This window comes from Variovorax davisae (assembly GCF_030316845.1).
Taxonomy (GTDB): domain Bacteria; phylum Pseudomonadota; class Gammaproteobacteria; order Burkholderiales; family Burkholderiaceae_C; genus Variovorax; species Variovorax davisae.
This window is the reverse complement of sequence record NZ_JASZYS010000001.1, coordinates 131,549-151,818: the sequence shown is the minus strand read 5'-3', so window position 1 is coordinate 151,818 and position 20,270 is coordinate 131,549. Positions and strand designations below refer to the sequence as shown.

21 protein-coding genes are annotated in these 20,270 nt (G+C 68.3%); 10 read left to right on the top strand and 11 right to left on the bottom strand.

The window, feature by feature from the left end:
* Positions 1–18: 18 nt before the first annotated feature.
* The 6 genes from gltX to folC all read right to left on the bottom strand — a co-directional run bounded on the left by gltX (position 19) and on the right by folC (position 6,881).
* Positions 19–1,407 (bottom strand): glutamate--tRNA ligase, encoded by a 1,389-nt coding sequence (gene gltX / locus QTI33_RS00730; protein WP_286503777.1) that lies wholly within the window; start codon positions 1,405–1,407, stop codon positions 19–21.
* Complete coding sequence (locus tag QTI33_RS00725; protein WP_286503776.1) at positions 1,404–2,621, bottom strand: O-succinylhomoserine sulfhydrylase; 1,218 nt, start codon at positions 2,619–2,621, stop codon at positions 1,404–1,406. The genes gltX and QTI33_RS00725 overlap by 4 nt, the downstream gene beginning before the upstream one ends.
* 4 nt (positions 2,622–2,625) lie before the next feature.
* Entirely contained in the window at positions 2,626–4,128 is a 1,503-nt protein-coding gene (gene purF, locus QTI33_RS00720; RefSeq protein ID WP_286503775.1) for an amidophosphoribosyltransferase, read from the bottom strand.
* Positions 4,129–4,140: 12 nt separating this feature from the next.
* Complete coding sequence (locus QTI33_RS00715; RefSeq protein ID WP_286503774.1) at positions 4,141–4,626, bottom strand: CvpA family protein; 486 nt, start codon at positions 4,624–4,626, stop codon at positions 4,141–4,143.
* 14 nt (positions 4,627–4,640) lie between these two features.
* Positions 4,641–5,504 carry an SPOR domain-containing protein gene (locus QTI33_RS00710; RefSeq protein ID WP_286503773.1) on the bottom strand — a complete coding sequence of 288 codons (864 nt, stop codon included), beginning with the start codon at positions 5,502–5,504 and terminating at the stop codon, positions 4,641–4,643.
* An 81-nt stretch (positions 5,505–5,585) separates the two neighbouring features.
* Complete coding sequence (gene folC / locus QTI33_RS00705; protein WP_444814788.1) at positions 5,586–6,881, bottom strand: bifunctional tetrahydrofolate synthase/dihydrofolate synthase; 1,296 nt, start codon at positions 6,879–6,881, stop codon at positions 5,586–5,588.
* Between the two features lie 46 nt (positions 6,882–6,927).
* Here folC and QTI33_RS00700 point away from each other — a divergent pair, with 46 nt between their 5' ends.
* From QTI33_RS00700 to argG, 4 genes are all read left to right on the top strand, one after another.
* Positions 6,928–7,281 carry an ArsC family reductase gene (locus QTI33_RS00700; RefSeq protein ID WP_286503772.1) on the top strand — a complete coding sequence of 118 codons (354 nt, stop codon included), beginning with the start codon at positions 6,928–6,930 and terminating at the stop codon, positions 7,279–7,281.
* A gap of 82 nt (positions 7,282–7,363) precedes the next feature.
* Positions 7,364–7,939, top strand: coding sequence for a hypothetical protein (locus QTI33_RS00695; RefSeq protein WP_286503771.1), 576 nt, complete (start codon positions 7,364–7,366; stop codon positions 7,937–7,939).
* A gap of 129 nt (positions 7,940–8,068) precedes the next feature.
* Entirely contained in the window at positions 8,069–8,392 is a 324-nt protein-coding gene (ppnP, locus tag QTI33_RS00690) for a pyrimidine/purine nucleoside phosphorylase (RefSeq protein WP_286503770.1), read from the top strand.
* Between the two features lie 14 nt (positions 8,393–8,406).
* Entirely contained in the window at positions 8,407–9,750 is a 1,344-nt protein-coding gene (gene argG / locus QTI33_RS00685) for an argininosuccinate synthase (RefSeq protein WP_286503769.1), read from the top strand.
* A 19-nt stretch (positions 9,751–9,769) separates the two neighbouring features.
* Here argG and murB read toward each other — a convergent pair whose 3' ends face one another.
* Positions 9,770–10,822 (bottom strand): UDP-N-acetylmuramate dehydrogenase, encoded by a 1,053-nt coding sequence (murB, locus tag QTI33_RS00680; protein WP_286503768.1) that lies wholly within the window; start codon positions 10,820–10,822, stop codon positions 9,770–9,772.
* A gap of 85 nt (positions 10,823–10,907) precedes the next feature.
* On the opposite strand from murB, the gene QTI33_RS00675 reads away from it, so the two are divergent.
* Both QTI33_RS00675 and QTI33_RS00670 read left to right on the top strand, forming a co-directional pair.
* On the top strand, positions 10,908–11,393 hold the full coding sequence (locus tag QTI33_RS00675; protein WP_286503767.1) for a YajQ family cyclic di-GMP-binding protein: 486 nt from the start codon (positions 10,908–10,910) through the stop codon (positions 11,391–11,393).
* Positions 11,394–11,403: 10 nt separating this feature from the next.
* Positions 11,404–12,042, top strand: a complete 639-nt coding sequence (locus QTI33_RS00670; RefSeq protein WP_286503766.1) for a retropepsin-like aspartic protease family protein — start codon at positions 11,404–11,406, stop codon at positions 12,040–12,042.
* An 18-nt stretch (positions 12,043–12,060) separates the two neighbouring features.
* Here QTI33_RS00670 and QTI33_RS00665 read toward each other — a convergent pair whose 3' ends face one another.
* The 4 genes from QTI33_RS00665 to QTI33_RS00650 all read right to left on the bottom strand — a co-directional run bounded on the left by QTI33_RS00665 (position 12,061) and on the right by QTI33_RS00650 (position 14,718).
* Positions 12,061–12,414 carry a RidA family protein gene (locus tag QTI33_RS00665; RefSeq protein WP_286503765.1) on the bottom strand — a complete coding sequence of 118 codons (354 nt, stop codon included), beginning with the start codon at positions 12,412–12,414 and terminating at the stop codon, positions 12,061–12,063.
* Positions 12,415–12,431: 17 nt separating this feature from the next.
* The gene (plsY, locus tag QTI33_RS00660; protein ID WP_286503764.1) at positions 12,432–13,064 is read right to left on the bottom strand and encodes a glycerol-3-phosphate 1-O-acyltransferase PlsY; all 633 of its coding nucleotides are present in this window, start codon (positions 13,062–13,064) and stop codon (positions 12,432–12,434) included.
* A 34-nt stretch (positions 13,065–13,098) separates the two neighbouring features.
* On the bottom strand, positions 13,099–13,590 hold the full coding sequence (locus QTI33_RS00655) for an aminoacyl-tRNA deacylase (protein WP_286503763.1): 492 nt from the start codon (positions 13,588–13,590) through the stop codon (positions 13,099–13,101).
* 66 nt (positions 13,591–13,656) lie between these two features.
* Positions 13,657–14,718 carry an aldo/keto reductase gene (locus tag QTI33_RS00650; RefSeq protein ID WP_286503762.1) on the bottom strand — a complete coding sequence of 354 codons (1,062 nt, stop codon included), beginning with the start codon at positions 14,716–14,718 and terminating at the stop codon, positions 13,657–13,659.
* 82 nt (positions 14,719–14,800) lie between these two features.
* On the opposite strand from QTI33_RS00650, the gene QTI33_RS00645 reads away from it, so the two are divergent.
* The 4 genes from QTI33_RS00645 to pepN all read left to right on the top strand — a co-directional run bounded on the left by QTI33_RS00645 (position 14,801) and on the right by pepN (position 20,262).
* The gene (locus tag QTI33_RS00645) at positions 14,801–15,718 is read left to right on the top strand and encodes an alpha/beta fold hydrolase (RefSeq protein WP_286503761.1); all 918 of its coding nucleotides are present in this window, start codon (positions 14,801–14,803) and stop codon (positions 15,716–15,718) included.
* A gap of 82 nt (positions 15,719–15,800) precedes the next feature.
* Positions 15,801–16,905 (top strand): peptide chain release factor 2 gene (prfB, locus tag QTI33_RS00640; RefSeq protein WP_286503760.1). Its coding sequence is split into 2 segments (ribosomal slippage): positions 15,801–15,881 and positions 15,883–16,905, totalling 1,104 coding nucleotides; the frame shifts between segments, so codons are not numbered across the junction.
* A complete protein-coding gene (locus QTI33_RS00635; protein WP_286503759.1) occupies positions 16,905–17,585 on the top strand; it encodes an HAD family hydrolase in 681 nt (226 codons plus the stop codon). Before prfB ends, QTI33_RS00635 begins: the two co-directional genes overlap by 1 nt.
* Complete coding sequence (pepN, locus tag QTI33_RS00630) at positions 17,572–20,262, top strand: aminopeptidase N (RefSeq protein WP_286503758.1); 2,691 nt, start codon at positions 17,572–17,574, stop codon at positions 20,260–20,262. The genes QTI33_RS00635 and pepN overlap by 14 nt, the downstream gene beginning before the upstream one ends.
* Positions 20,263–20,270: the final 8 nt, after the last annotated feature.

Below are 20,270 nucleotides of genomic sequence, written 5' to 3'. Positions count from 1 at the left end.
CAAATTATAGCCTGAAAATCAGGCCTCTCTCAATCTCTTCAAAATAGTTTCGCGAGAAAAGAGCGCGAGGACCGAATCGAGAGAAGGCGTCTGCGGCGTGCCCATCACGAGCACCCGCACCGGCATGGCTAATGCCGGCATCTTGAGACCTTGCGCGACCAGCACCTCTTTGATGGCTGATGCGATCGCTGCCTTGTCCCAAGCGACGCCCGATAGTTTAGCCGCAAGTTCGGCGATTGCCGGGCGCACAGCAGCAGAAATATGCTGTTCGCGATCCGCATCGCTCACGGTCACGTCGGCATAGAACGCAGCCGCCCAACCCGCGAGTGCGACGAGGGTGTCGCAGCGGTCTTTGAAGAGGCCGCAGATCGCCGGCAGGCGTTCGTCGGCCACGATGCCGCGCTGCTGCAGATGCGCCGCAACCAGCGGTGCCAGCGCATCGTCGGCCATCGCCTTCAGGTGCTGTGCGTTGACCCAGCGCAGCTTGGTCTCGTCGAACTGCGCCGCGCTGCGGCCCAGGTGGTCGAGGTTGAACCACTCGACGAACTGCGCGCGCGAGAAGATCTCGTCGTCGCCATGGCTCCAGCCCAGGCGTGCGAGGTAGTTCACCATCGCCTCGGGCAGGAAGCCCTCGTCGCGGAACTGCGTCACCGGCTTGGCGCCGTTGCGCTTGCTCATCTTCTCGCCCTGCTCGTTGAGCACGGTGGGCAGGTGCGCATACACCGGCGGCTCCTTGCCGAGCGCGCGGAAGATGTTGATCTGGCGCGGCGTGTTGTTGACGTGGTCATCGCCGCGGATCACGTGCGTGATCGCCATGTCGATGTCATCGACCACGACGCAGAAGTTGTAGGTGGGCGTGCCGTCGGGCCGCGCGATCACGAGATCGTCGAGTTCGTCGTTGCCGATCTCGATGCGGCCCTTGACCTTGTCGTCCCACGCCACCGCGCCGCCCTGCGGATTGCGAAAGCGCAGCACCGGCTGCACGCCCTGCGGCACCGGCGGCAGCGTCTTGCCGGGCTCGGGCCGCCAGGTGCCGTCGTAGCGCGGCTTTTCCTTCGCGGCCATCTGCTTCTCGCGCAGCGCGTCGAGCTCGGCCATGCTCATGTAGCACGGGTAGACCTGGTCCGCGGCCTGCAACTCGGCCAGCACCGCCTTGTAGCGGTCCATGCGCTGCATCTGGTAGTACGGACCCTCGTCGTGATCGAGGCCCAGCCACTGCATGCCTTCGAGGATCACGTCGACGGCGGCCTGGGTCGAGCGCTCGACGTCGGTGTCCTCGATGCGCAGGATGAACTCGCCGCCGGTGGAGCGCGCGAAAGCCCACGGATAGAGCGCCGAGCGGATGTTGCCCAGATGGATGAAGCCGGTCGGGGACGGTGCGAAACGGGTGCGGGTCTTCTGTGTCATGCGAGGGTGCTCAGGCCGCGCAGCAAGTCGGCCTTGATGTCATCGATATGGTCGAGGCCCACCGCCACGCGGATCAGGCCCTGGCCGATGCCGGCCGCCTGCCGCTGCGCCTCGGTGAGGCGCCCGTGCGAGGTGGTGGCGGGATGGGTGATGGTGGTCTTGGTGTCGCCGAGGTTGGCCGTGATGCTCAGCACGCGCGTGCTGTCGATCACGTGGAAGGCGTTGGCGCGCGCCGCTTCGGGGCCGTCGCCCTGGACGTCGAAGGAAACGACCGCGCCGCCGAGCCCGGACTGCTGGCGCATCGCCAGTTCGTGCTGCGGATGCGAGGCCAGGCCCGGGTAGTGCACGCGGGCGATGCCCGGCTGCGTCTCCAGCCATTGCGCCAGCGCCAGCGCACCGGCGCAATGTGCCTGCATCCGGATGCCCAGCGTCTCGAGGCCCTTGAGCACGACCCAGGCGTTGAAGGGCGACAGCGCCATGCCGGCGGTGCGCACCACCGGACCGAAGACATCGTCGATCAGCTTCGACGGGCCGCAGATGGCGCCCGCCAGCACCCGCCCCTGCCCTTCGAGGTACTTGGTCCCCGAATGGATCACGAGGTCGGCACCGAGTTCGGTCGGCCGCTGCAGGGCCGGCGAGCAGAAGCAGTTGTCGACCGCCAGCAGCGCGCCCGCGCCATGCGCCAGGTCGGCCAGCGCGCGGATGTCGCAGACGTCGGTCAGCGGATTGGTGGGCGTCTCGGCGAACAGCAGCTTGGTGCTCGGGCGGATCGCGGCCTGCCATTCGGCCACATCGGTCTGCGAGACGAAGGTGGTCTCGACGCCGAACTTGCCGAACTCGCGGCCGATCAGGTTCAAGGTCGAGCCGAACACCGAGCGCGAGCACACGACGTGGTCACCCGCGCGCAGCAGGCCCATGCACATCATGAGGATCGCGCCCATGCCGCTCGAGGCGCCGATCGCGGCCTCGGTGCCTTCGAGCGCCGCCAGGCGCTGCTCTAAGCTGGCCACGGTCGGGTTCGAGGTGCGGGTGTAGGTGAAGCCTTCTTCGGTGCCGGCGAAGCGGCGCGCCGAGGTCTCGGCGTCGGGCTGCACGAAGCTGCTGGTGAGGAACAGGGCCTCGGAGTTCTCGCCGTACTGGCTGCGCTCGAGCGCGGTGCGCACCGCCAGCGTGTCGCGGTGCAGTCCGGGGGGCAGGGATCGATCGGTGGTCACGGCTTCACTCGGCGAGATTGGGCAGCGCCAGGCGCGACGAGTCTTCACCGGTCTCCTCGATGCGCGGCCGGTTGCCGTTCATGCGCGAGATGGCTTCGGTGTCGATGTCGCCCGTGACGTACACGCCGTCGAAGCAGGAGGCATCGAAGCCGTCGAGCTTCGGGTTCAGCGAGCCGATGGCGCGCTTCATGGCGTCGACGTCCTGGTAGATCAGCGCGTCGCAGCCGATCAGCTCGCGGATCTGCTCGACCGTGCGGTCGTGCGCGACCAGTTCGTCCTTGGTCGGCATGTCGATGCCGTAGACATTCGGATAGCGCACCGGCGGCGCCGCGCTCGCGAGGTAGACCTTGCGGGCACCGGCGTCGCGTGCCATCTGGACGATCTCGCGGCTGGTGGTGCCGCGCACGATCGAGTCGTCGACCAGCAGCACGTTCCGGCCCTTGAACTCGCTGGCGATCACGTTGAGCTTCTGGCGCACCGACTTCTTGCGCACGCCCTGCCCCGGCATGATGAAGGTGCGGCCCACGTAGCGGTTCTTGACGAAGCCTTCGCGGTACGGCACGCCCAGCAGGTGGGCCAGCTGCGTCGCGCTCGGCCGGCTCGATTCGGGGATCGGGATGATGACGTCGATCTCGCTCGGCGGCACGGTCGAGACCACGCGCTTGGCCAGCGTCTCGCCCAGGTTCAGCCGCGCCTGGTAGACCGAGATGCCGTCGAGCACGGAATCCGGACGCGCCAGGTAGACGAACTCGAAGATGCAGGGTTTGAGCGTCGGCGCATCGGCGCACTGCTCGGCATGCACCTGGCCCTGCAGGTCGACAAAGACCGCCTCGCCGGGCGCGATGTTGCGCTCGAACACATGGCCCGAGCCTTCGAGCGCGACCGATTCGCTGGCCACCATGATCGTGCCGTCGGCGCCGCGGCCCATGGCCAGCGGCCGGATGCCGTAGGGGTCGCGAAAGGCCAGCAGGCCATGGCCGGCGATCAGCGCCACCACCGCATAGGAGCCGCGCAGCCGGCGCTGGGTGTTGCGCACCGCCTCGAACACGGTGGCCGAATTGAGCAGGCCGCCACGGGTGGCGCGGTCGAGTTCGTGCGCCAGCACGTTCAGCAGCACCTCGGAGTCGCTCTCGGTGTTGGTGTGGCGGTGGTCGGTGGAGAACAGCTCGGTCCGCAGCGCATGGGCGTTGGTCAGGTTGCCGTTGTGCACCAGCACGATGCCGAAGGGCGCGTTGACATAGAAGGGCTGGGCCTCTTCCTCGCTGTAGGCGTTGCCGGCGGTCGGGTAGCGCACCTGCCCCAGCCCGACGTCGCCCGGCAGGCCGCGCATGTTGCGGGTGCGGAAGACGTCGCGCACCATGCCCTTGGCCTTGTGCATGAAGAACTTGTGCTCCAGCAGCGTCACGATGCCGGCGGCATCCTGGCCGCGGTGCTGCAGCAGCAGCAAGGCGTCGTAGAGCAGTTGATTGACGGGCGCGTTGCTGACAACGCCGACGATTCCACACATGAAGCGATCCTCTCAGGGCAGGTAGCTTGCCAACTTATCTGGCAAGGCGGGTTTCAGGCCCTGCAATGCCGCATCGAGAACAATGGCGCTGCGCGATCCGTGCCACCAGGCACTGTCGCTCAACGCCAGCAAATGAACAACCACCGCGACGGCGAGCATCGCCACCGCGCCGCGCGCCACGCCGAACACGCCGCCGAGGATCCGGTCCACCGGCCGCAGGCCGATGGCGGCGACCAGCTTGCGCGTGAGCGCCGCCAGCAAGCCGACGCCGAAGGCCACGCCGACGAACACCAGCACGAAGCCGGCCGCATAGCGCCAGCTCGCGGCCGGATCGCCGAAGGGCAGCCAGCGACCCACGTCCTCGGCCAGCCACTGCGCCGCCACGAAGGCCACCACCCAGCCGGCCAGCGAAATCACCTCGAACACCAATCCGCGCACCAGGCCCAGCAGCATCGACACCAGGAGCAGCGCGACGGCAATCCAGTCGAGCGTGGCCACGTCGCTGCGCGAGCCTACAAGCTGAGGACGGAGGCCGACAAAGACAAGCCCTTGACCTTGGCCGCGGCCCGGTCGGCCTCGGCACGGCTGGCGAAGGGTCCGACACGCACACGCGTGCGTTCGCCATCGGCGGTCTTGGCGACGCTGGTGTAGGTCTTGAGGCCGGATTTTTCGAGCTTCTGGCGCACTTCCCGGGCCTTGTCCGCATCGGCGAAGGCGCCGACCTGGACCACGAAGCGGCCGTTGTCGTCGGCCGGCTTGGCGGCTGCGGCGGCGGCCGCCGCCACGGTGGTCGGCTTGCCTTCGAGCAACGCCCGGGCGCGGGCGGCGTCGTCTGCGGCGGCCGGCTTCGGCGCCGGCTTGGGTTCAGGCTTGGGTTCGGGCTTCGGCTCCGGCCTGGCTTCGGGCCTGGGCTTGGGTTCGGGCTTGGGCTCCGGCCTGGCCTCGGCCTTGGGGGCCGGCTTGGGCTCCGGCGCGGGTTCGGCGGCCGGCGTCGCCGCGGCCACCTTGCCCGACGGGAGCTCGCTGCCGTCGGCCGCCTCGGTGATCATGCCGCCGGCGCTCGCGGCAGCCGGCGCCGCGGCGACCGGCTTGTCGCTGCCCGGTGCGGCGGTGGCCGCCGGCGTCGGCAGGGCCAGCGGCTTGACCTTGTTGCGATCGGGAATGTCGATCGGGATGTCGACCGAGATCGGGCGTGGCTGGGTGTCGAACAGCAGCGGGAAACCCACCACGCCGATCAGCACCAGGACGGCGGCGCCCAGCAGCCGGTGGCGTGCCCGGCGGCGCATCGCCTCGATGCTCTCCGCCGGCGCGGCGGCGACGGTGTTTCGCCCTTCGTTGCCTTGAGGACCGCGGGTGCGGAACTTGAAGAACGCCATGAAATTCGTTTTCCTGAAGGGTGCAGCGTGCGGTTGAAACGAGAAGAAACGGAAGCAGGAGGCGCCGGAAATCAGGCTGTTTCAGGAGCCGGGAGCCAGGTGCCTGGCGCCCAGACGGGGTGTTCCGTGCTCGAGCACACCACCCACGGTGAAGAACGATCCGAAGACCACGATTCTATCAGCGGGGTCCGCGCGATCGATGGCCGCCTGCAGCGCCTCCATCGGGGCGCCGTGGACGCTGGCCGAGACGTCGCGGCGCTTGTTCTGGGCCTGCCAGCGCACGATCAGGTCGTCGGCCTTGGCGGCCCGCGCGGTCGGCAGGTCGGTGAAGTACCAGCGGTCGATCATCGGCCCGATGCGTGCGAACATGGGTGCCAGATCCTTGTCGGCCATCACGCCGAACACCGCATGGGTGGTCGGATAGAAGCCCATCGCGTCGAGGTTCTCGGCCAGCGCCGCCACCGCATGCGGGTTGTGGGCGACGTCGAGCACCAGCGCCGGCTCGCCCGGGACGATCTGGAAGCGGCCCGGCAGCTCGACCATCGCCAGTCCGTTGCGCACCGCCTGGGCCGTGATCGGCAGCCGCTGGCGCAGCGACTCGAGCGCTGCCAGCACCCCGGCCGCGTTGACCAGCTGGTTGGCGCCGCGCAGCGCCGGGTAGGCCAGCCCGCTGTAGCGCCGGCCGCGGCCGCTCCAGCCCCACTGCTGTTGATCGCCCATCACGTTGAAGTCGCGGCCGACCCGCCAGAGGTCGGCGCCGATCGCCTCGGCGTGGTCGACCACGCTCTGCGGCGGCACCGGATCGCTGACGATCGCCGGCCGGCCGGCGCGCATCACGCCGGCCTTCTCGAAACCGATGGCTTCGCGGTCGTTGCCGAGGAATTCCATGTGGTCGAGGTCGATGCTGGTGATGACGGCGCAGTCGGCATCGACGATGTTGACCGCGTCGAGCCGCCCGCCGAGCCCGACTTCGAGGATCGCGACGTCCGGCTTGCTGGCGGCGATGCACAGCAGGATCGCCAGCGTGGTGAATTCGAAGTAGGTCAGCGCGACTTCGCCCCGCCCCTGCTCCACCTGCTCGAAGAACGGCGCCAGCACGCCGGCGTCGACCGCTTCGCCGAGCAGCCGCAGCCGCTCTTCGAAACGCACCAGGTGCGGCGAGGTGAACACCGCGGTGCGGTAGCCGGCATGGCTCAGGATCGACTCGAGCATGGCGCAGGTCGAGCCCTTGCCGTTGGTGCCGGCCACGGTGATGACCGGGCAGTCGAAGGCCAGGCCCAGGCGCTGGGCGACCGCGCGGACCCGGTCGAGGCCGAGCTCGATGTTCTTGGGATGCAGGCGCTCGGCGTGCGCCAACCAGTCTTCTAGGGTTTTCATGGAGCCCGGAATTGTCGCCGACCGGCGCCGCGGGCATCATCGCCGGATGACAACCCTCTACGGCATCCCGAATTGCGACACCGTCAAGCGCGCCCGCGCCTGGCTCGACGACCATGGCATCGCCTACGATTTCCACGACTTCAAGAAGGCCGGCGTGCCGGAGGCCGAACTCGACCGCTGGCTGGCCGCGCCGGGCTGGGAGGCGCTGGTCAACCGCCGCGGCACCACCTGGCGGCGGCTGGACGACGCCACCCGCGCCGCGGTGGTCGACGCCGCCTCGGCCCGCGCGGTGCTGCTGGCCAACCCCAGCCTGATCAAGCGGCCGGTGGTCAACTGGGGATCGGGCCGCGACGTTACAACCGGATTCGACGCCACCCAGTGGAAAAGCCACGCTTTGTAAAGGGTCGGAACCCCGGAGGCCCGAACGCCTCCAACCCCCTGGAGAGGGCGCCCCCGCCCCCCGGGAATCCAGGAGATTTGACATGAACAAGACAACCGCACGCACCGCAACCGCCCTGTCGCTGCTGGCCGCGCTGGCCGGCTTCGGCACGCTGGCCCAGGCCGAACAGGTGCAGGCACGGGTCATCACGAGCTCGCCGGTGACCGAATCGAACGGCGTCATTCGCTACAACGTGACCTACGAATACGCAGGCCGCCAGTACAACACCCGCGTCAGCAACCCGCCCGGCGCCAGCATCTGGGTCGATTCGAGCGCCTATGGCATCGCCACCCCTTCGCCGGTGGCGCCGCAGCCGCAGATGGCAGCCGGCCCGGTCGAGGCGCCGCAGCCGTACGGGCAAGCGCAGCAACCGCAGGACTGGAGCAACGTCGTGCCCGAACCGGGCCTGGTGGTGTCGGGCGGCGGCGCGCCGGCGCCGGTGCCGATGTACGCCCAGGCGGCCCCGGTCTATGCGCCGGCACCGGTCTACGTGCAGCCAGCCGCGCCGGTGTACTACCCGGCCCCGGCGTACTACCCGGCACCCGCCTATGCCTACCCGCCGATCGGCATCTCGCTGGGCTTCGGCTACTCGCGCGGCTGGGGCGGCCGCTGGCGCTGATCCCGGCTGCGGGCCGGAAGGCCGGCCGGCCAGCCTAAAATCAACGGCTTTGCCAACCCACCCGGGCGCGTTTCCTCGGAACGCGCCTTTTGCTTGCCGCAACGCAGGCAATGCCAGGCCCTTCTACCCATGAGCACTACCGAATCCCTCCTGAGCGCCACGGTCTCGACCAAGGCCAACGTGTACTTCGACGGCAAATGCGTGAGCCACAATCTCACGCTCGCCGACGGCAGCAAGAAGTCGGTCGGCGTGATCCTGCCGTCGACCCTGACCTTCAACACCGGCGCGCCGGAAACCATGGAAGGCGCCGGCGGCCAGTGCGAGTACCTGCTCGCGGGCAGCAGCGAATGGGTGGCCTCGGGCGCCGGCCAGAAGTTCAGCGTGCCGGGCAACTCCAGCTTCCAGATCCGCGTCAGCGGCGAGCCCTACAGCTACATCTGCCACTTCGGCTGAACGGAACCCAGCGCATGTCCTCCACCATCCTCCAGAACGTTCCCGCCGGCCAGAAGGTCGGCATCGCCTTCTCCGGCGGCCTCGACACCAGCGCCGCGCTGCACTGGATGCGCAACAAGGGCGCGATCCCCTACGCCTACACCGCCAACCTCGGCCAGCCCGACGAGCCCGACTACGACGAGATCCCGCGCAAGGCGATGCTCTACGGCGCCGAGAAGGCGCGCCTGGTCGACTGCCGCACCCAACTGGCCGCCGAAGGCATCGCCGCGCTGCAGGCCGGCGCCTTCCACGTCACGACGGCCGGCCTGACCTACTTCAACACCACGCCGCTGGGCCGCGCGGTCACCGGCACCATGCTGGTGTCGGCCATGAAGGAAGACGACGTCCACATCTGGGGCGACGGCAGCACCTTCAAGGGCAACGACATCGAGCGCTTCTACCGCTACGGCCTGCTGACCAACCCGGCGCTGAAGATCTACAAACCCTGGCTCGACCAGACCTTCATCGACGAACTCGGCGGCCGCAAGGAGATGTCGGAGTTCATGCAGAAGGCCGGCTTCGCCTACAAGATGTCGACCGAGAAGGCCTATTCGACCGACTCGAACATGCTGGGGGCCACGCACGAGGCCAAGGACCTCGAGTTCCTGAACAGCGGCATGAAGATCGTGCAGCCGATCATGGGCGTCGCCTTCTGGAAGGACGAAGTCGAGGTCAAGCGCGAAGAGGTCCGCGTCCGCTTCGAGGAAGGCCGTCCGGTCGCCCTCAACGGCATCGAGTACGCCAGCCTCGTGGACCTGATCCTCGAAGCCAACCGCATCGGCGGCCGCCACGGCCTGGGCATGAGCGACCAGATCGAAAACCGCATCATCGAGGCCAAGAGCCGCGGCATCTACGAGGCCCCCGGCCTGGCGCTGCTGTTCATCGCCTACGAGCGGCTGGTGACCGGCATCCACAACGAGGACACGATCGAGCAGTACCGCGACCATGGCCGCCGCCTCGGCCGCCTGCTCTACCAGGGCCGCTGGTTCGACCCGCAGGCCATCATGCTGCGCGAGACCGCCCAGCGCTGGGTGGCGCGCGCGGTCACGGGCGAGGTCACGGTCGAGCTGCGCCGCGGCAACGACTACTCGATCCTCAACACCGAAAGCCCCAACCTGACCTATGCGCCCGAGCGCCTGTCCATGGAAAAGGTCGAGGACGCGCCGTTCAGCCCGCTGGACCGCATCGGCCAGCTGACGATGCGCAACCTGGACATCGTCGACACCCGCGCCAAGCTGGCGATCTACACCCAGACCGGGCTGCTGTCGTCGACGCAGGGCGCGTCCCTGCCCCAACTGAAGAACGACGAAACGAAGTGAGTCGGGGCGGTCGCGGTCGTCAGACCACGACCGGTTCCGGCTCCAGCCGGATGCCGAAACGCTCGTAGACGCTGGTCTGGATCGCCTTGGCCAGCGTCATCACCTCGCCGCCGGTGACCGGGTTGGCGCTGCCGCCGCGGTTGACCAGCACCAGCGCCTGCCGCTCGTAGACGCCGGCATTGCCGACCGACTTGCCCTTCCAGCCGCAGGCATCGATCAGCCAGCCGGCCGCCAGCTTGATGCTGCCGTCGGCCATCGGGTAGTGCACGATCTTCGGATCGCGGGCGATGATGTCGGCGCACTGCTCGGGCGTCACGGTCGGGTTCTTGAAGAAGCTGCCGGCATTGCCGAGCACTCGCCAGTCGGGCAGCTTGGCGCGGCGGATGGCGCAGATCCAGTCGAAGATCTCGATCGCCTCGGGCTGGAAATTGCCGGTCTCGTCCATCTTGCGCTCGAGGTCCAGGTAGCCCAGCACCGGCTTCCAGGGCTTGGGCAGCCGGAAGCGCACCCGCGTGATCAGCGCCCGGCCCGCCAGGCCGAAATCGTTGCCGCCGCTGGCCGCGTGCTTGAAGACCGAGTCGCGGTAGCCGAAGGCGCACTGGGCGGCATCGAGGGTGAAGGCGCGGCCGGTCTGCAGGTCGATGGCGTCGAGCGACTCGAAGCGGTCCTGCAGCTCGACGCCGTAGGCGCCGATGTTCTGCACCGGCGAGCCGCCGACCGTGCCGGGAATCAGCGCCAGGTTCTCGAGGCCCGGGAAGCCCTGATCGAGCGTCCAGCGCACCGTGTCGTGCCAGACCTCGCCGGCGCCGGCCTCGACGATCCAGGCCCGGGGCGTCTCCTCGACCAGCCGCAGGCCCTTGATTTCGACCTTCAGCACCAGCGGCTTGACGTCGCCGGTCAGCACGATGTTGCTGCCGCCGCCGAGCACGAACTTGGGCGCATCGCGCCACTGCGCGTCGGCCAGCAGCGCCGCGACATCAGCCTCGCCGGTAATGCGCACCAGATGCTGGGCGCGCGCGACGATGCCGAAGCTGTTGTGCTGCTGCAGCGGTACGTTGTGCTCCACGATCATGGGAGAATTGTCGCATTCGCACACCGCGCGGACCCGCGCGCGGCCCCCTTTCCTTCTTTTTTGTTGCTGCCGGAGCCTTTCATCCATGCCGTCCTTCGACACCGTTTGTGAACCCAACTTGCCCGAGGTCAAGAATGCGGTCGAGAACACCGCGAAAGAAATCGGCACCCGCTTCGACTTCAAGGGCACGGCCGCCTCGGTCGAGCTCAAGGACAAGGAAATCACCATGATCGGCGACGCCGAGTTCCAGCTGGTGCAGGTGGAAGACATCCTGCGCGCCAAGCTGACCAAGCGCAGCGTCGACGTCCGCTTCCTCGACAAGGGTGACGTCCAGAAGATCGGCGGCGACAAGGTCAAGCAGGTCATCAAGGTCAAGAGCGGCATCGAAACCGAGACCTCCAAGAAGATCCAGCGCCTGATCAAGGACAGCAAGCTCAAGGTGCAGGCCTCGATCCAGGGCGACGCGGTGCGCGTCACGGGCGCCAAGCGCGACGACCTGCAGGCGGCAATGGCGCTCATCAAGAAAGATGTGCCCGACATGCCGCTGAGCTTCAACAACTTCAGAGACTGATTCCATCCCCATGAAAAAGCCGCTGCTCGTGCTCCTGTTCGCGGCAGCCTGCGCCCTGGCGCAGGCCCAGTCGGTCACGCTGACCGGCACCATCGGCAGCCGCGCGATCCTGATCGTGAACGGCGGCGCACCGAAGACCCTGGCCGTCGGCGAGACCTTCCAGGGCGTCAAGCTGGTCTCGCTGCAGGGCGAGCAGGCCACGGTCGAGGCCGAGGGCAAGCGGGTCGGGCTGCGCATGGACACGCCGGTGAGCATCGGCGGCGGCGGGTCCTCGGGCGGCGGCACCCGCATCGTGCTGCCGGCGTCGAGCGGCGGGCACTTCATGGCCCAGGGCGCCATCAACGGCCGGACCGTCAATTTCATGCTCGACACGGGCGCCACCACCATCGCGCTGTCGGCCGCCGACGCGCAGCGCATCGGGCTCGATTTCAGCAAGGGCCAGCCGGTGCGCATGAACACGGCCAACGGCGTGTCGCAAGGCTTTCGGGTGAAGCTCGCTTCGGTGCGGGTCGGCGACGTCGAGGTCTACGACGTCGACGCCATCGTCTCGCAGCAGCCCATGCCCTACGTCTTGCTGGGCAACAGCTTCATCAACCGCTTCTCGATGCGGCGCGATGCCGACCAGATGGTGCTCGAGAAACGGTTCTGAGCCCGCCCCAGGTTGGGCTCAGCTCACAGCCGCCGTCACCACGATTTCGATCTTGTAGCCCTGCTTGGCCATCGCGGCCTGCACCGTGGCGCGCGGCGGCGTGTTTCCCGCCGGGATCCAGGCGTCCCAGACCTCGTTCATCGCGACGATGTCGGTGATGTCCGAAAGAAAGATCTGCACCATCAGGAGGCGCGACTTGTCGCTGCCGGCCTCGGCCAGCAGGCGGTCGACCATCGCCAGCACCTGCGCGGTCTGGCCGCGGATGTCCTGCGACAGGTCGTCGGCCACCTGGCCCGCAAGGTAGACCGTGTCGTTGTGGACCGCGGTCTCGCTGAGCCGCGGGCCGACGTGAAAGCGCTGGAGGGTTGCCATGGGATGTGTCCTTGTTGCTATTTCTTTTTCGAACCGAGCCTGGACTCGGTGCCGGCCGCCAGGCGGCGGATGTTCTCCCGGTGGCGCCACACCAGCAGCAGGCTGATCGACACCAGCACCAGAAGCACCGCGAGGTCGAGCGGCCAGGCGATCTGGCCGCCGATCAGGTAGTAGGCCGGCGCGAAGAAGGCGGCCACGATGGAAGCCAGCGACGAGTAGCGGAAGAAGACCGCGATGATCAGCCAGGTAACGCCGGTCGCCAGGCCCAGCAGCGGCTCGATGCCGACCAGCGCACCGGCGGCGGTCGCCACCCCCTTGCCGCCCTGGAAACCGAAGAACACCGGGTAGAGGTGGCCGAGGAAGGCCGCCAGGCCGGCCACCGCCGCGGTGCCCGCGCCCAGGCCCAGGTCGGCGCCGAAGCGATGGATCAGGAACACCGGCAGCCAGCCCTTCAGCGCGTCGAGCAGCAGGGTCGCCAACGCGGCGCCCTTGTTGCCCGAGCGCAGCACGTTGGTCGCGCCCGGGTTCTTGCTGCCATAGCTGCGCGGGTCGGCCATGCCGAGTGACTTGCTGACGATGACGGCAAACGAGAGCGAGCCGACCAGGTAGGACAGGACGATCGCGATCAACGAGGGGATGTAGGAACTCACGGTTTCTCCGGGCGCCTCCGTTCGAGGCAGCCGGCTATTCTGCCAGCGCGCACTGCACCGGCTGGGCGCCGAGCAGCTTCAGGCACACCTGCGGGTCGATGCCCACGAGATACCCGCGCCGACCGCCGTTGATCGCGATGCGCGGCAAGTCGAGGATGGTCGACTCGATGTAGACCGGCATCGCGCGCCGCGTGCCGAAGGGCGAGGTGCCGCCGACCAGGTAGCCGCTGTGGCGGTTCGCGACCTCGGGCTTGCAGGGCTCGACCGACTTGGCGCCGATCTGGCGCGCCAGGTTCTTGGTCGAGACCGTGCGGTTGCCGTGCATCAGCACGATCAGCGGCTTGGCGTCCTGGTCTTGCATCACCAGCGTCTTGACCACCGTGAAGGGGTCGAGGCCGAGCACCTCGGCGCTGTGCTGGGCGCCGCCGTGCTCGAGGTACTCGTAGGGGTGCTCGGTGAAGGCGATGCCGTTCGCCCGCAGCAGCTGGGTGGCGGGCGTTTCGGAAACGTGCGTCTTCTTGGCCACGGTCTTCAGTCAGTTGAGGACAGCGCAAAAACTGCTGCGCAGTTTCTTGGTCTGTCCCGCAAGGTCTCAGGAGGCGGGGTCGCGCATTTCCCACCGAATCTTGTCGATCTCGCCCAGCAGCTCGGGCGACAGCGTGGTGCCCCAGGCGTCCAGGTCTTCGTTCAGCTGGGCCACCGAGGTGACGCCGATGATGGTGCTCGCGACCTGCCACTTGGTGTAGCAGAAGGCCAGCGCCATCTGCGCCGGCGTGAGGCCGTGCTCGCGCGCCAGCGCGTTGTAGCGGCGCGCCGCCTTCAATGCATCGGGGCGGCCCCAGCGCTGCTTGCGCACCGATTCGTAGCTCGAGATGCGAGCGCCCTTGGGGGCGTCCGGACCCTCGGTGCCGCCCAGGTCGTACTTGCCGGTCAGCAGGCCGAAGGCCAGCGGCGAATAGGCCAGCAGCGACACGCCCAGGCGGTGCATGGTCTCGTCGAGCCCGTTCTCGGCCGCGCGGCTGATCAGGCAATAGACGTTCTGCACCGTCGCCACCCGCGGCAGGCCGTGCTGCTCGGCCAGCCGCACGAATTCGTGCACGCCGTAGGGCGTCTCGTTCGACAGGCCGATGGCGCGCACCTTGCCGGCCTGGACCAGCTTGCCCAGCGCTTCGAGCTGGTCGTGGATCGGGGTGGTCGAGGTCTCGCGCTTCGGGTCGTAGTAGAGCTGGCCGAAGGCCGGCACATGGCGCTCGGGCCAGTGGATCTGATAGAGGTCGATGACGTCGGTCTTGAGCCGCTTCAGGCTGGCCTCGCAGGAGGCGGCGATGTCGGCCGGCGTCATCCCGCTGCCCTCGCGCACCCAGGGCATGCCGCGCGACGGGCCCGCGACCTTGGTGGCCAGCACCAGCTTCTGGCGCGCCCCCGGGTTCTTGGCGAACCAGTTCCCGATGATGGTTTCGGTGGCGCCGAAGGTTTCCTTGCGCGCCGGCACCGCGTACATCTCGGCGGTGTCGATGAAGTCGACGCCGCGTTCCAGGGAACGATCGAGGATCGCGTGGGCGGTGGGCTCGTCCACCTGCTCGCCGAAGGTCATGGTGCCGAGGCAGATCGGCGTGACATGGAGGTCGCTCTGACCGAGTTGGATTTTTTGCATGGCCGAAATGCTACAGGGTGGATGCAACGCCTGTCTTGCAGTCGACTGCGCCGCCCGCCCGGGGTCCTTATCATCGGATTCGATGTACCAAGCCCTCCGCCCCTCCCGCAGCGAATTCGTCCCGGTCCGCCACCTGAACTACCACGTGCGCCTCTGGGGCCAGCCCTCGGCCGCCCGTCCGCCGCTGGTCATGATGCACGGCTGGATGGACGTCGCCGCCTCCTGGCAGTTCGTGGTCGACGCCCTGTCCGAAGACCGCTTCGTGGTCGCGGCCGACTGGCGCGGTTTCGGGCTCACCGACGGCGGGACGGTCGACAACTACTGGATGCCGGACTATCTCGCCGATCTCGACTGGCTGCTGGACCACTACGCCGGCGACACCCCGGTCGACCTGGTCGGCCACAGCATGGGCGGCAACGCGGTCATGCAGTACGCCGGCGTCCGGCCGCAGCGCGTGCGTCGTCTGGTCAACCTCGAAGGCTTCGGCATGCCGGCCCTGAAGCCCGAGCAGGCGCCGGAGCGCTTCGGCAAGTGGATCGACGAACTCAAGCGCCTGCACCGCGGCGAAATGGCGCTGGCCGGCTACCCGGCGGTCGACGGCGTGGCGCGCCGGCTCATGAAGACCAACCCGCGCCTCGGCCAGGACAAGGCCGACTGGCTGGCCGCCCACTGGTCGGCCGCGCGGCCGGCGGCCGGGGGCGAGCAGCGCTGGGAGATCCTCGGCGACCCGGCCCACAAGATCATCAACGCCAACCTGTTCCGGGTCGACGAGATGCTGGCGCTGTATGCCGCCATCCGGGCGCCGCTGCTGGCGGTCGAGGCCTCGGACGACAGCCTGGGCCAGTGGTGGAAGGGCCGCTACACGCTGGACGAGTACCACGAGCGCCTGAAAAGCGTGCCCGACGCCCGCATCGCCCGGGTCGAGGACGCCGGCCACATGCTGCACCACGACCAGCCGGCCGCCGTGGCCCGGCTGATCGAGGAATTCACCGCCGCCTGAGCGCGCTCCCCCCTGCCCCGGACCCGGCCATGCCGGGCATGAGAAAATACGCGGTTTCCCCCGAACACCGTCAGGACACCCCATGGATGCAGAGCAAATCAACCAAATCGGCGCAACTCTCGCGGACCTGAGCGCCCGCACGGTCGATTTACGGAGGTATCTTTGACTACGATGCCAAAGCTGAACGACTGAGGACGGTCAACGCGTCGCTCGAAGACCCGAACGTCTGGAACGACCCCAAGAAGGCCCAGGAGCTGGGCAAAGAGAAGAAGGCGCTCGACGACGTCGTGGTCACGCTCGACCGGCTCACCAGCGGCCTGTCGGACAACACCGAACTGTTCGAGATGTCGAAGGAAGACGGCGACATGGACGGCCTGCAGGCCATCGCTGATGACGCCGCCAAGCTCGAGGCCGACATCAAGCAGCTCGAGTTCCGCCGGATGTTCAACAACCCGGCCGATCCGCTGAACGCCTTCGTCGACATCCAGGCCGGCGCCGGCGGCACCGAGGCCTGCGACTGGGCCAGCATGCTGCTGCGCCAGTACCTGAAGTACGCCGAGCGCAAGGGTTTCAAGACCCAGATCGAGGACGAGACCCCGGGCGACACCGCGGGCATCAAGGGCGCGACCATCAAGGTCGAGGGCGACTACGCCTTCGGCCTGCTGCGCACCGAGACCGGCGTGCACCGGCTGGTGCGCAAGTCGCCCTTCGACTCCTCGGGCGGGCGCCACACCAGTTTCGCGAGCATCTTCGTCTACCCGGAGATCGACGACTCGATCGAGATCGACATCAATCCGTCGGACGTGCGCACCGACACCTTCCGCGCCAGCGGCGCCGGCGGCCAGCACATCAACAAGACCGATTCGGCGGTGCGGCTCACGCACATCCCGACCGGCATCGTGGTGCAGTGCCAGGACGGCCGCAGCCAGCACAGCAACCGCGACGTGGCCTGGAAGCGGCTGCGCTCGCGCCTGTACGACCACGAGATGCGCAAGCGCCAGGAAGAGCAGCAGAAGCTGGAAGACAGCAAGACCGACGTCGGCTGGGGCCACCAGATCCGCAGCTACGTGCTGGACAACAGCCGCATCAAGGACCTGCGCACCAACGTCGAGATCTCGGCGACGCAGAAGGTGCTCGACGGGGATCTCGATGCCTTCATCGAAGCTTCGCTGAAGCAGGGCGTCTGATGCAGGCCCGCAAGGTGGAAGCCCTGATCTTCGACATGGACGGCACCATGGTCGATTCCATGCCCTGGCACGCCAAGGCATGGATCGAGTACGGCTTGCGCCACGGGGTCGAGATCGACATCCCGAAGTTCATGCGCCAGACCACCGGCCGCACGGCCTTCGAGTGCGCCTGCGAGCTCATGGGCCGCGAGGTGAGCGAGGCCGAAAGCGCCGAGATCACCCACCACAAGGAGTCGATCTACCGCGAGCTCTTCGGCGCCCAGTTCCGCGAAGTGCCGGGCTTCGGCGCCTTCAACCGGGCCGCGGTCGCGCGCGGGCTGAAGGTCGCGGTCGGCACCGCGGGCGACCGGCACAACATCGCCTTCACGATGTCCCACCTGCGGCCCGATCCGGCACCGCTGGCGATCGTCGGCGGCGACGAGGGCCTGCCCGGCAAGCCCCAGCCGGCGATCTTCCTCGAGGCCGCACGCCGCATCGGCGTCGCGCCGTCGCGCTGCATCGTGTTCGAGGATGCGCCCTTCGGCATCGAGGCCGCCCGCCGCGGCGGCATGCTGGCGGTGGCGGTCTGCACCACCCACAGCGCCAGCGAACTCGCGGGGCCGCACGTGATCGCGGCCGTGCGTGACTACAACGAACTAGCCAACTCAAACTTCCTGGAGACACTCGATGCTGCTGCGTGATGCCCAAGGCCAACCGATCGCGATCCGCCGCGAGGACTACAGCGCGCCGGCCTACTGGATCGACACGGTCGAGCTGACCTTCGACCTCGATCCGGCCAAGACCCGGGTGCTCAACCGCATGCGGCTGCGCCGCAACCCCGAGGTCGCGCCCGAGCCGCTGCGCCTCGACGGCGACGAGCTGAACCTGGCCCGCGTGCTGGTCGACGGCCAGGGTGCGTCGTTCCGCATGGAGGCCGACCAGCTGGTGATCGACAGCCTGCCCGACGCCTTCGAGCTGGAGATCTTCACCACCTGCTGCCCGATCAAGAACACCAAGCTCATGGGCCTGTTCGTGAGCGAGGACACCTTCTTCACGCAGTGCGAGGCCGAGGGCTTCCGCCGCATCACCTACTTCCTCGACCGCCCGGACGTGATGGCCAGCTACACCGTGACGCTGCGAGCCACCAAGGCCGCCTACCCGGTGCTGCTGTCGAACGGCAACCTGGTCGAGCAGGGCGACCTGCCCGAGGGCCGCCACTTCGCGAAGTGGGTCGACCCCTTCCGCAAGCCCAGCTACCTGTTCGCGCTGGTCGCGGGCAAGCTGGTGGCGCGCGAACAGCACATCAAGGCCCGCAACGGCCGCGAACACCTGCTGCAGGTCTACGTGCGCGCCGGCGACCTCGACAAGACCGAGCATGCGATGAACTCGCTGATCAACTCGGTGCTGTGGGACGAGGCCCGCTTCGGCCTGCCGCTCGACCTCGACCGCTTCATGATCGTCGCCACCAGCGACTTCAACATGGGCGCGATGGAGAACAAGGGCCTGAACATCTTCAACACGAAGTACGTTCTCGCCAACCAGGCCACCGCTACCGATGCCGACTACGGCAACATCGAAAGCGTGGTCGGCCACGAGTACTTCCACAACTGGAGCGGCGACCGCGTCACCTGCCGCGACTGGTTCCAGCTGTCGCTCAAAGAAGGCCTGACGGTCTTCCGAGACCAGGAGTTCAGCCAGGACCTGTGCGCCGAGCCTTCCGCGCGCGCCGTCAAGCGCATCGAGGACGTGCGCGTGCTGCGCACCGCCCAGTTCCCGGAAGATGCCGGCCCGATGGCGCACCCGGTGCGGCCCGACAGCTACATCGAGATCAGCAACTTCTACACCGTCACCATCTACGAGAAGGGTGCCGAGGTGGTGCGCATGATGCAGACGCTGGTCGGCCGCAAGGGCTTCGAGCGCGGCATCACGCTGTACTTCGAGCGCCATGACGGGCAGGCCGTGACCTGCGACGACTTCGCCCAGGCCATCGCCGACGCCAACCCCGACACCGAGCTGGCGCGCCTGCTGCCGCAGTTCAAGCGCTGGTACAGCCAGGCCGGCACGCCGCGCCTCGCGGCCCACGGGGTGTACGACTCGGCATCGCGCAGCTACACCCTGAGCTTCGTGCAGAGCTGCGCGCCCACACCGGGCCAGGCGACCAAGGAACCGTTCGTGATCCCGGTCAACCTGGGCCTGCTGGGCGCCGACGGCCGCGAACTGCCGGTGCAGCTCGAAGGCGAGGCCGAGGGCACGCCGGGCACCCGCACGCTGGTGCTCACGCGCGCCGGCGAGCAGTACACCTTCGTCGGCCTCGACGCCGAGCCCGTGCCCTCGATCCTGCGCGGCTTCAGCGCGCCGGTGATCCTCGACTACGCCTACTCGGACGCCCAACTGCTCACCCTGCTGGCCAACGACCCCGACCCCTTCAACCGCTGGGAAGCCGGCCAGCGCCTGGCGCTGCGGGCGGCCATCCGCGCGATCACCGAGCCCGCCGTGGCCGGCGAGCAGCCGCTGGACCAGGCCTTCGTCGACGCGATGCGCAGCGTGCTGCGCCATCCGCAGCTCGACGCCGCCTTCAAGGAACTGGTGCTCACGCTGCCCTCCGAGACCTACATCGCGGAGCAGCTCGAAGTGGTCGATCCGCAGCGCGTGCACGCGGTGCGCGAAGCCATGCGGTCGCAGCTCGCAACCGCGCTGTTCGCCGACTGGGAGCAGGCCTACGAGCAGAACCGCGACACCGGCGCCTACACGCCCGACCCGGTCTCCTCGGGCCGCCGGGCGCTGGCGGGCATCGCCCTCACCCACCTGTGCCTGGCGGCGCGGGCCTCGGGCGACAGCGTGTGGCCGGGCAAGACGCTGCAGCGCTTCAAGGACGCGGGCAACATGACCGACCGCTTCAATGCGCTCAACGCGCTGGTGTCGTCGGGCCATGCGCTGGCGGCGCAGGCGCTGGCGCGCTTCCACGAGATCTTCAAGAACGAGGCGCTGGTGATCGACAAGTGGTTCTCGCTGCAGGCCGGCGCGCCGGACCGCGGCGGCGACATCCTGCCGCTGGTCAAGCAGCTCATGAAGCACCCGGACTTCTCGATCAAGAACCCGAACCGCGCGCGCAGCGTGATCTTCAGCTACTGCAGCGCCAACCCCGGCGCCCTGCACCGCCCCGACGCGGCCGGCTACGTGTTCTGGAGCGACCGCGTGATCGAGCTCGACGCCATCAACCCGCAGGTCGCGGCCCGCCTGGCGCGCGCGCTCGACCGCTGGAGCAAGCTGGCCGAGCCCTACCGCAGCGCCGCCCGCGAGGCGATCGCCCGCGTCGCTGCGCGCCCCGACCTGAGCAAGGACACGCACGAGGTGGTCACCCGCGCGCTGTCGATCTGACTGAACCC

Coding starts and splice junctions, on each gene's coding strand:
- ppnP (WP_286503770.1), top strand. CDS start 8,069: ATGAGCACTACCGAATCCCTCCTGAGCGCCACGGTCTCGACCAAGGCC.
- QTI33_RS00700 (WP_286503772.1), top strand. CDS start 6,928: ATGACAACCCTCTACGGCATCCCGAATTGCGACACCGTCAAGCGCGCC.
- folC (WP_444814788.1), bottom strand. CDS start 6,881: ATGAAAACCCTAGAAGACTGGTTGGCGCACGCCGAGCGCCTGCATCCC.
- QTI33_RS00650 (WP_286503762.1), bottom strand. CDS start 14,718: ATGCAAAAAATCCAACTCGGTCAGAGCGACCTCCATGTCACGCCGATC.
- QTI33_RS00645 (WP_286503761.1), top strand. CDS start 14,801: ATGTACCAAGCCCTCCGCCCCTCCCGCAGCGAATTCGTCCCGGTCCGC.
- gltX (WP_286503777.1), bottom strand. CDS start 1,407: ATGACACAGAAGACCCGCACCCGTTTCGCACCGTCCCCGACCGGCTTC.
- QTI33_RS00635 (WP_286503759.1), top strand. CDS start 16,905: ATGCAGGCCCGCAAGGTGGAAGCCCTGATCTTCGACATGGACGGCACC.
- pepN (WP_286503758.1), top strand. CDS start 17,572: ATGCTGCTGCGTGATGCCCAAGGCCAACCGATCGCGATCCGCCGCGAG.
- QTI33_RS00675 (WP_286503767.1), top strand. CDS start 10,908: ATGCCGTCCTTCGACACCGTTTGTGAACCCAACTTGCCCGAGGTCAAG.
- QTI33_RS00695 (WP_286503771.1), top strand. CDS start 7,364: ATGAACAAGACAACCGCACGCACCGCAACCGCCCTGTCGCTGCTGGCC.
- QTI33_RS00670 (WP_286503766.1), top strand. CDS start 11,404: ATGAAAAAGCCGCTGCTCGTGCTCCTGTTCGCGGCAGCCTGCGCCCTG.
- purF (WP_286503775.1), bottom strand. CDS start 4,128: ATGTGTGGAATCGTCGGCGTTGTCAGCAACGCGCCCGTCAATCAACTG.
- argG (WP_286503769.1), top strand. CDS start 8,407: ATGTCCTCCACCATCCTCCAGAACGTTCCCGCCGGCCAGAAGGTCGGC.
- QTI33_RS00710 (WP_286503773.1), bottom strand. CDS start 5,504: ATGGCGTTCTTCAAGTTCCGCACCCGCGGTCCTCAAGGCAACGAAGGG.
- QTI33_RS00665 (WP_286503765.1), bottom strand. CDS start 12,414: ATGGCAACCCTCCAGCGCTTTCACGTCGGCCCGCGGCTCAGCGAGACC.
- murB (WP_286503768.1), bottom strand. CDS start 10,822: ATGATCGTGGAGCACAACGTACCGCTGCAGCAGCACAACAGCTTCGGC.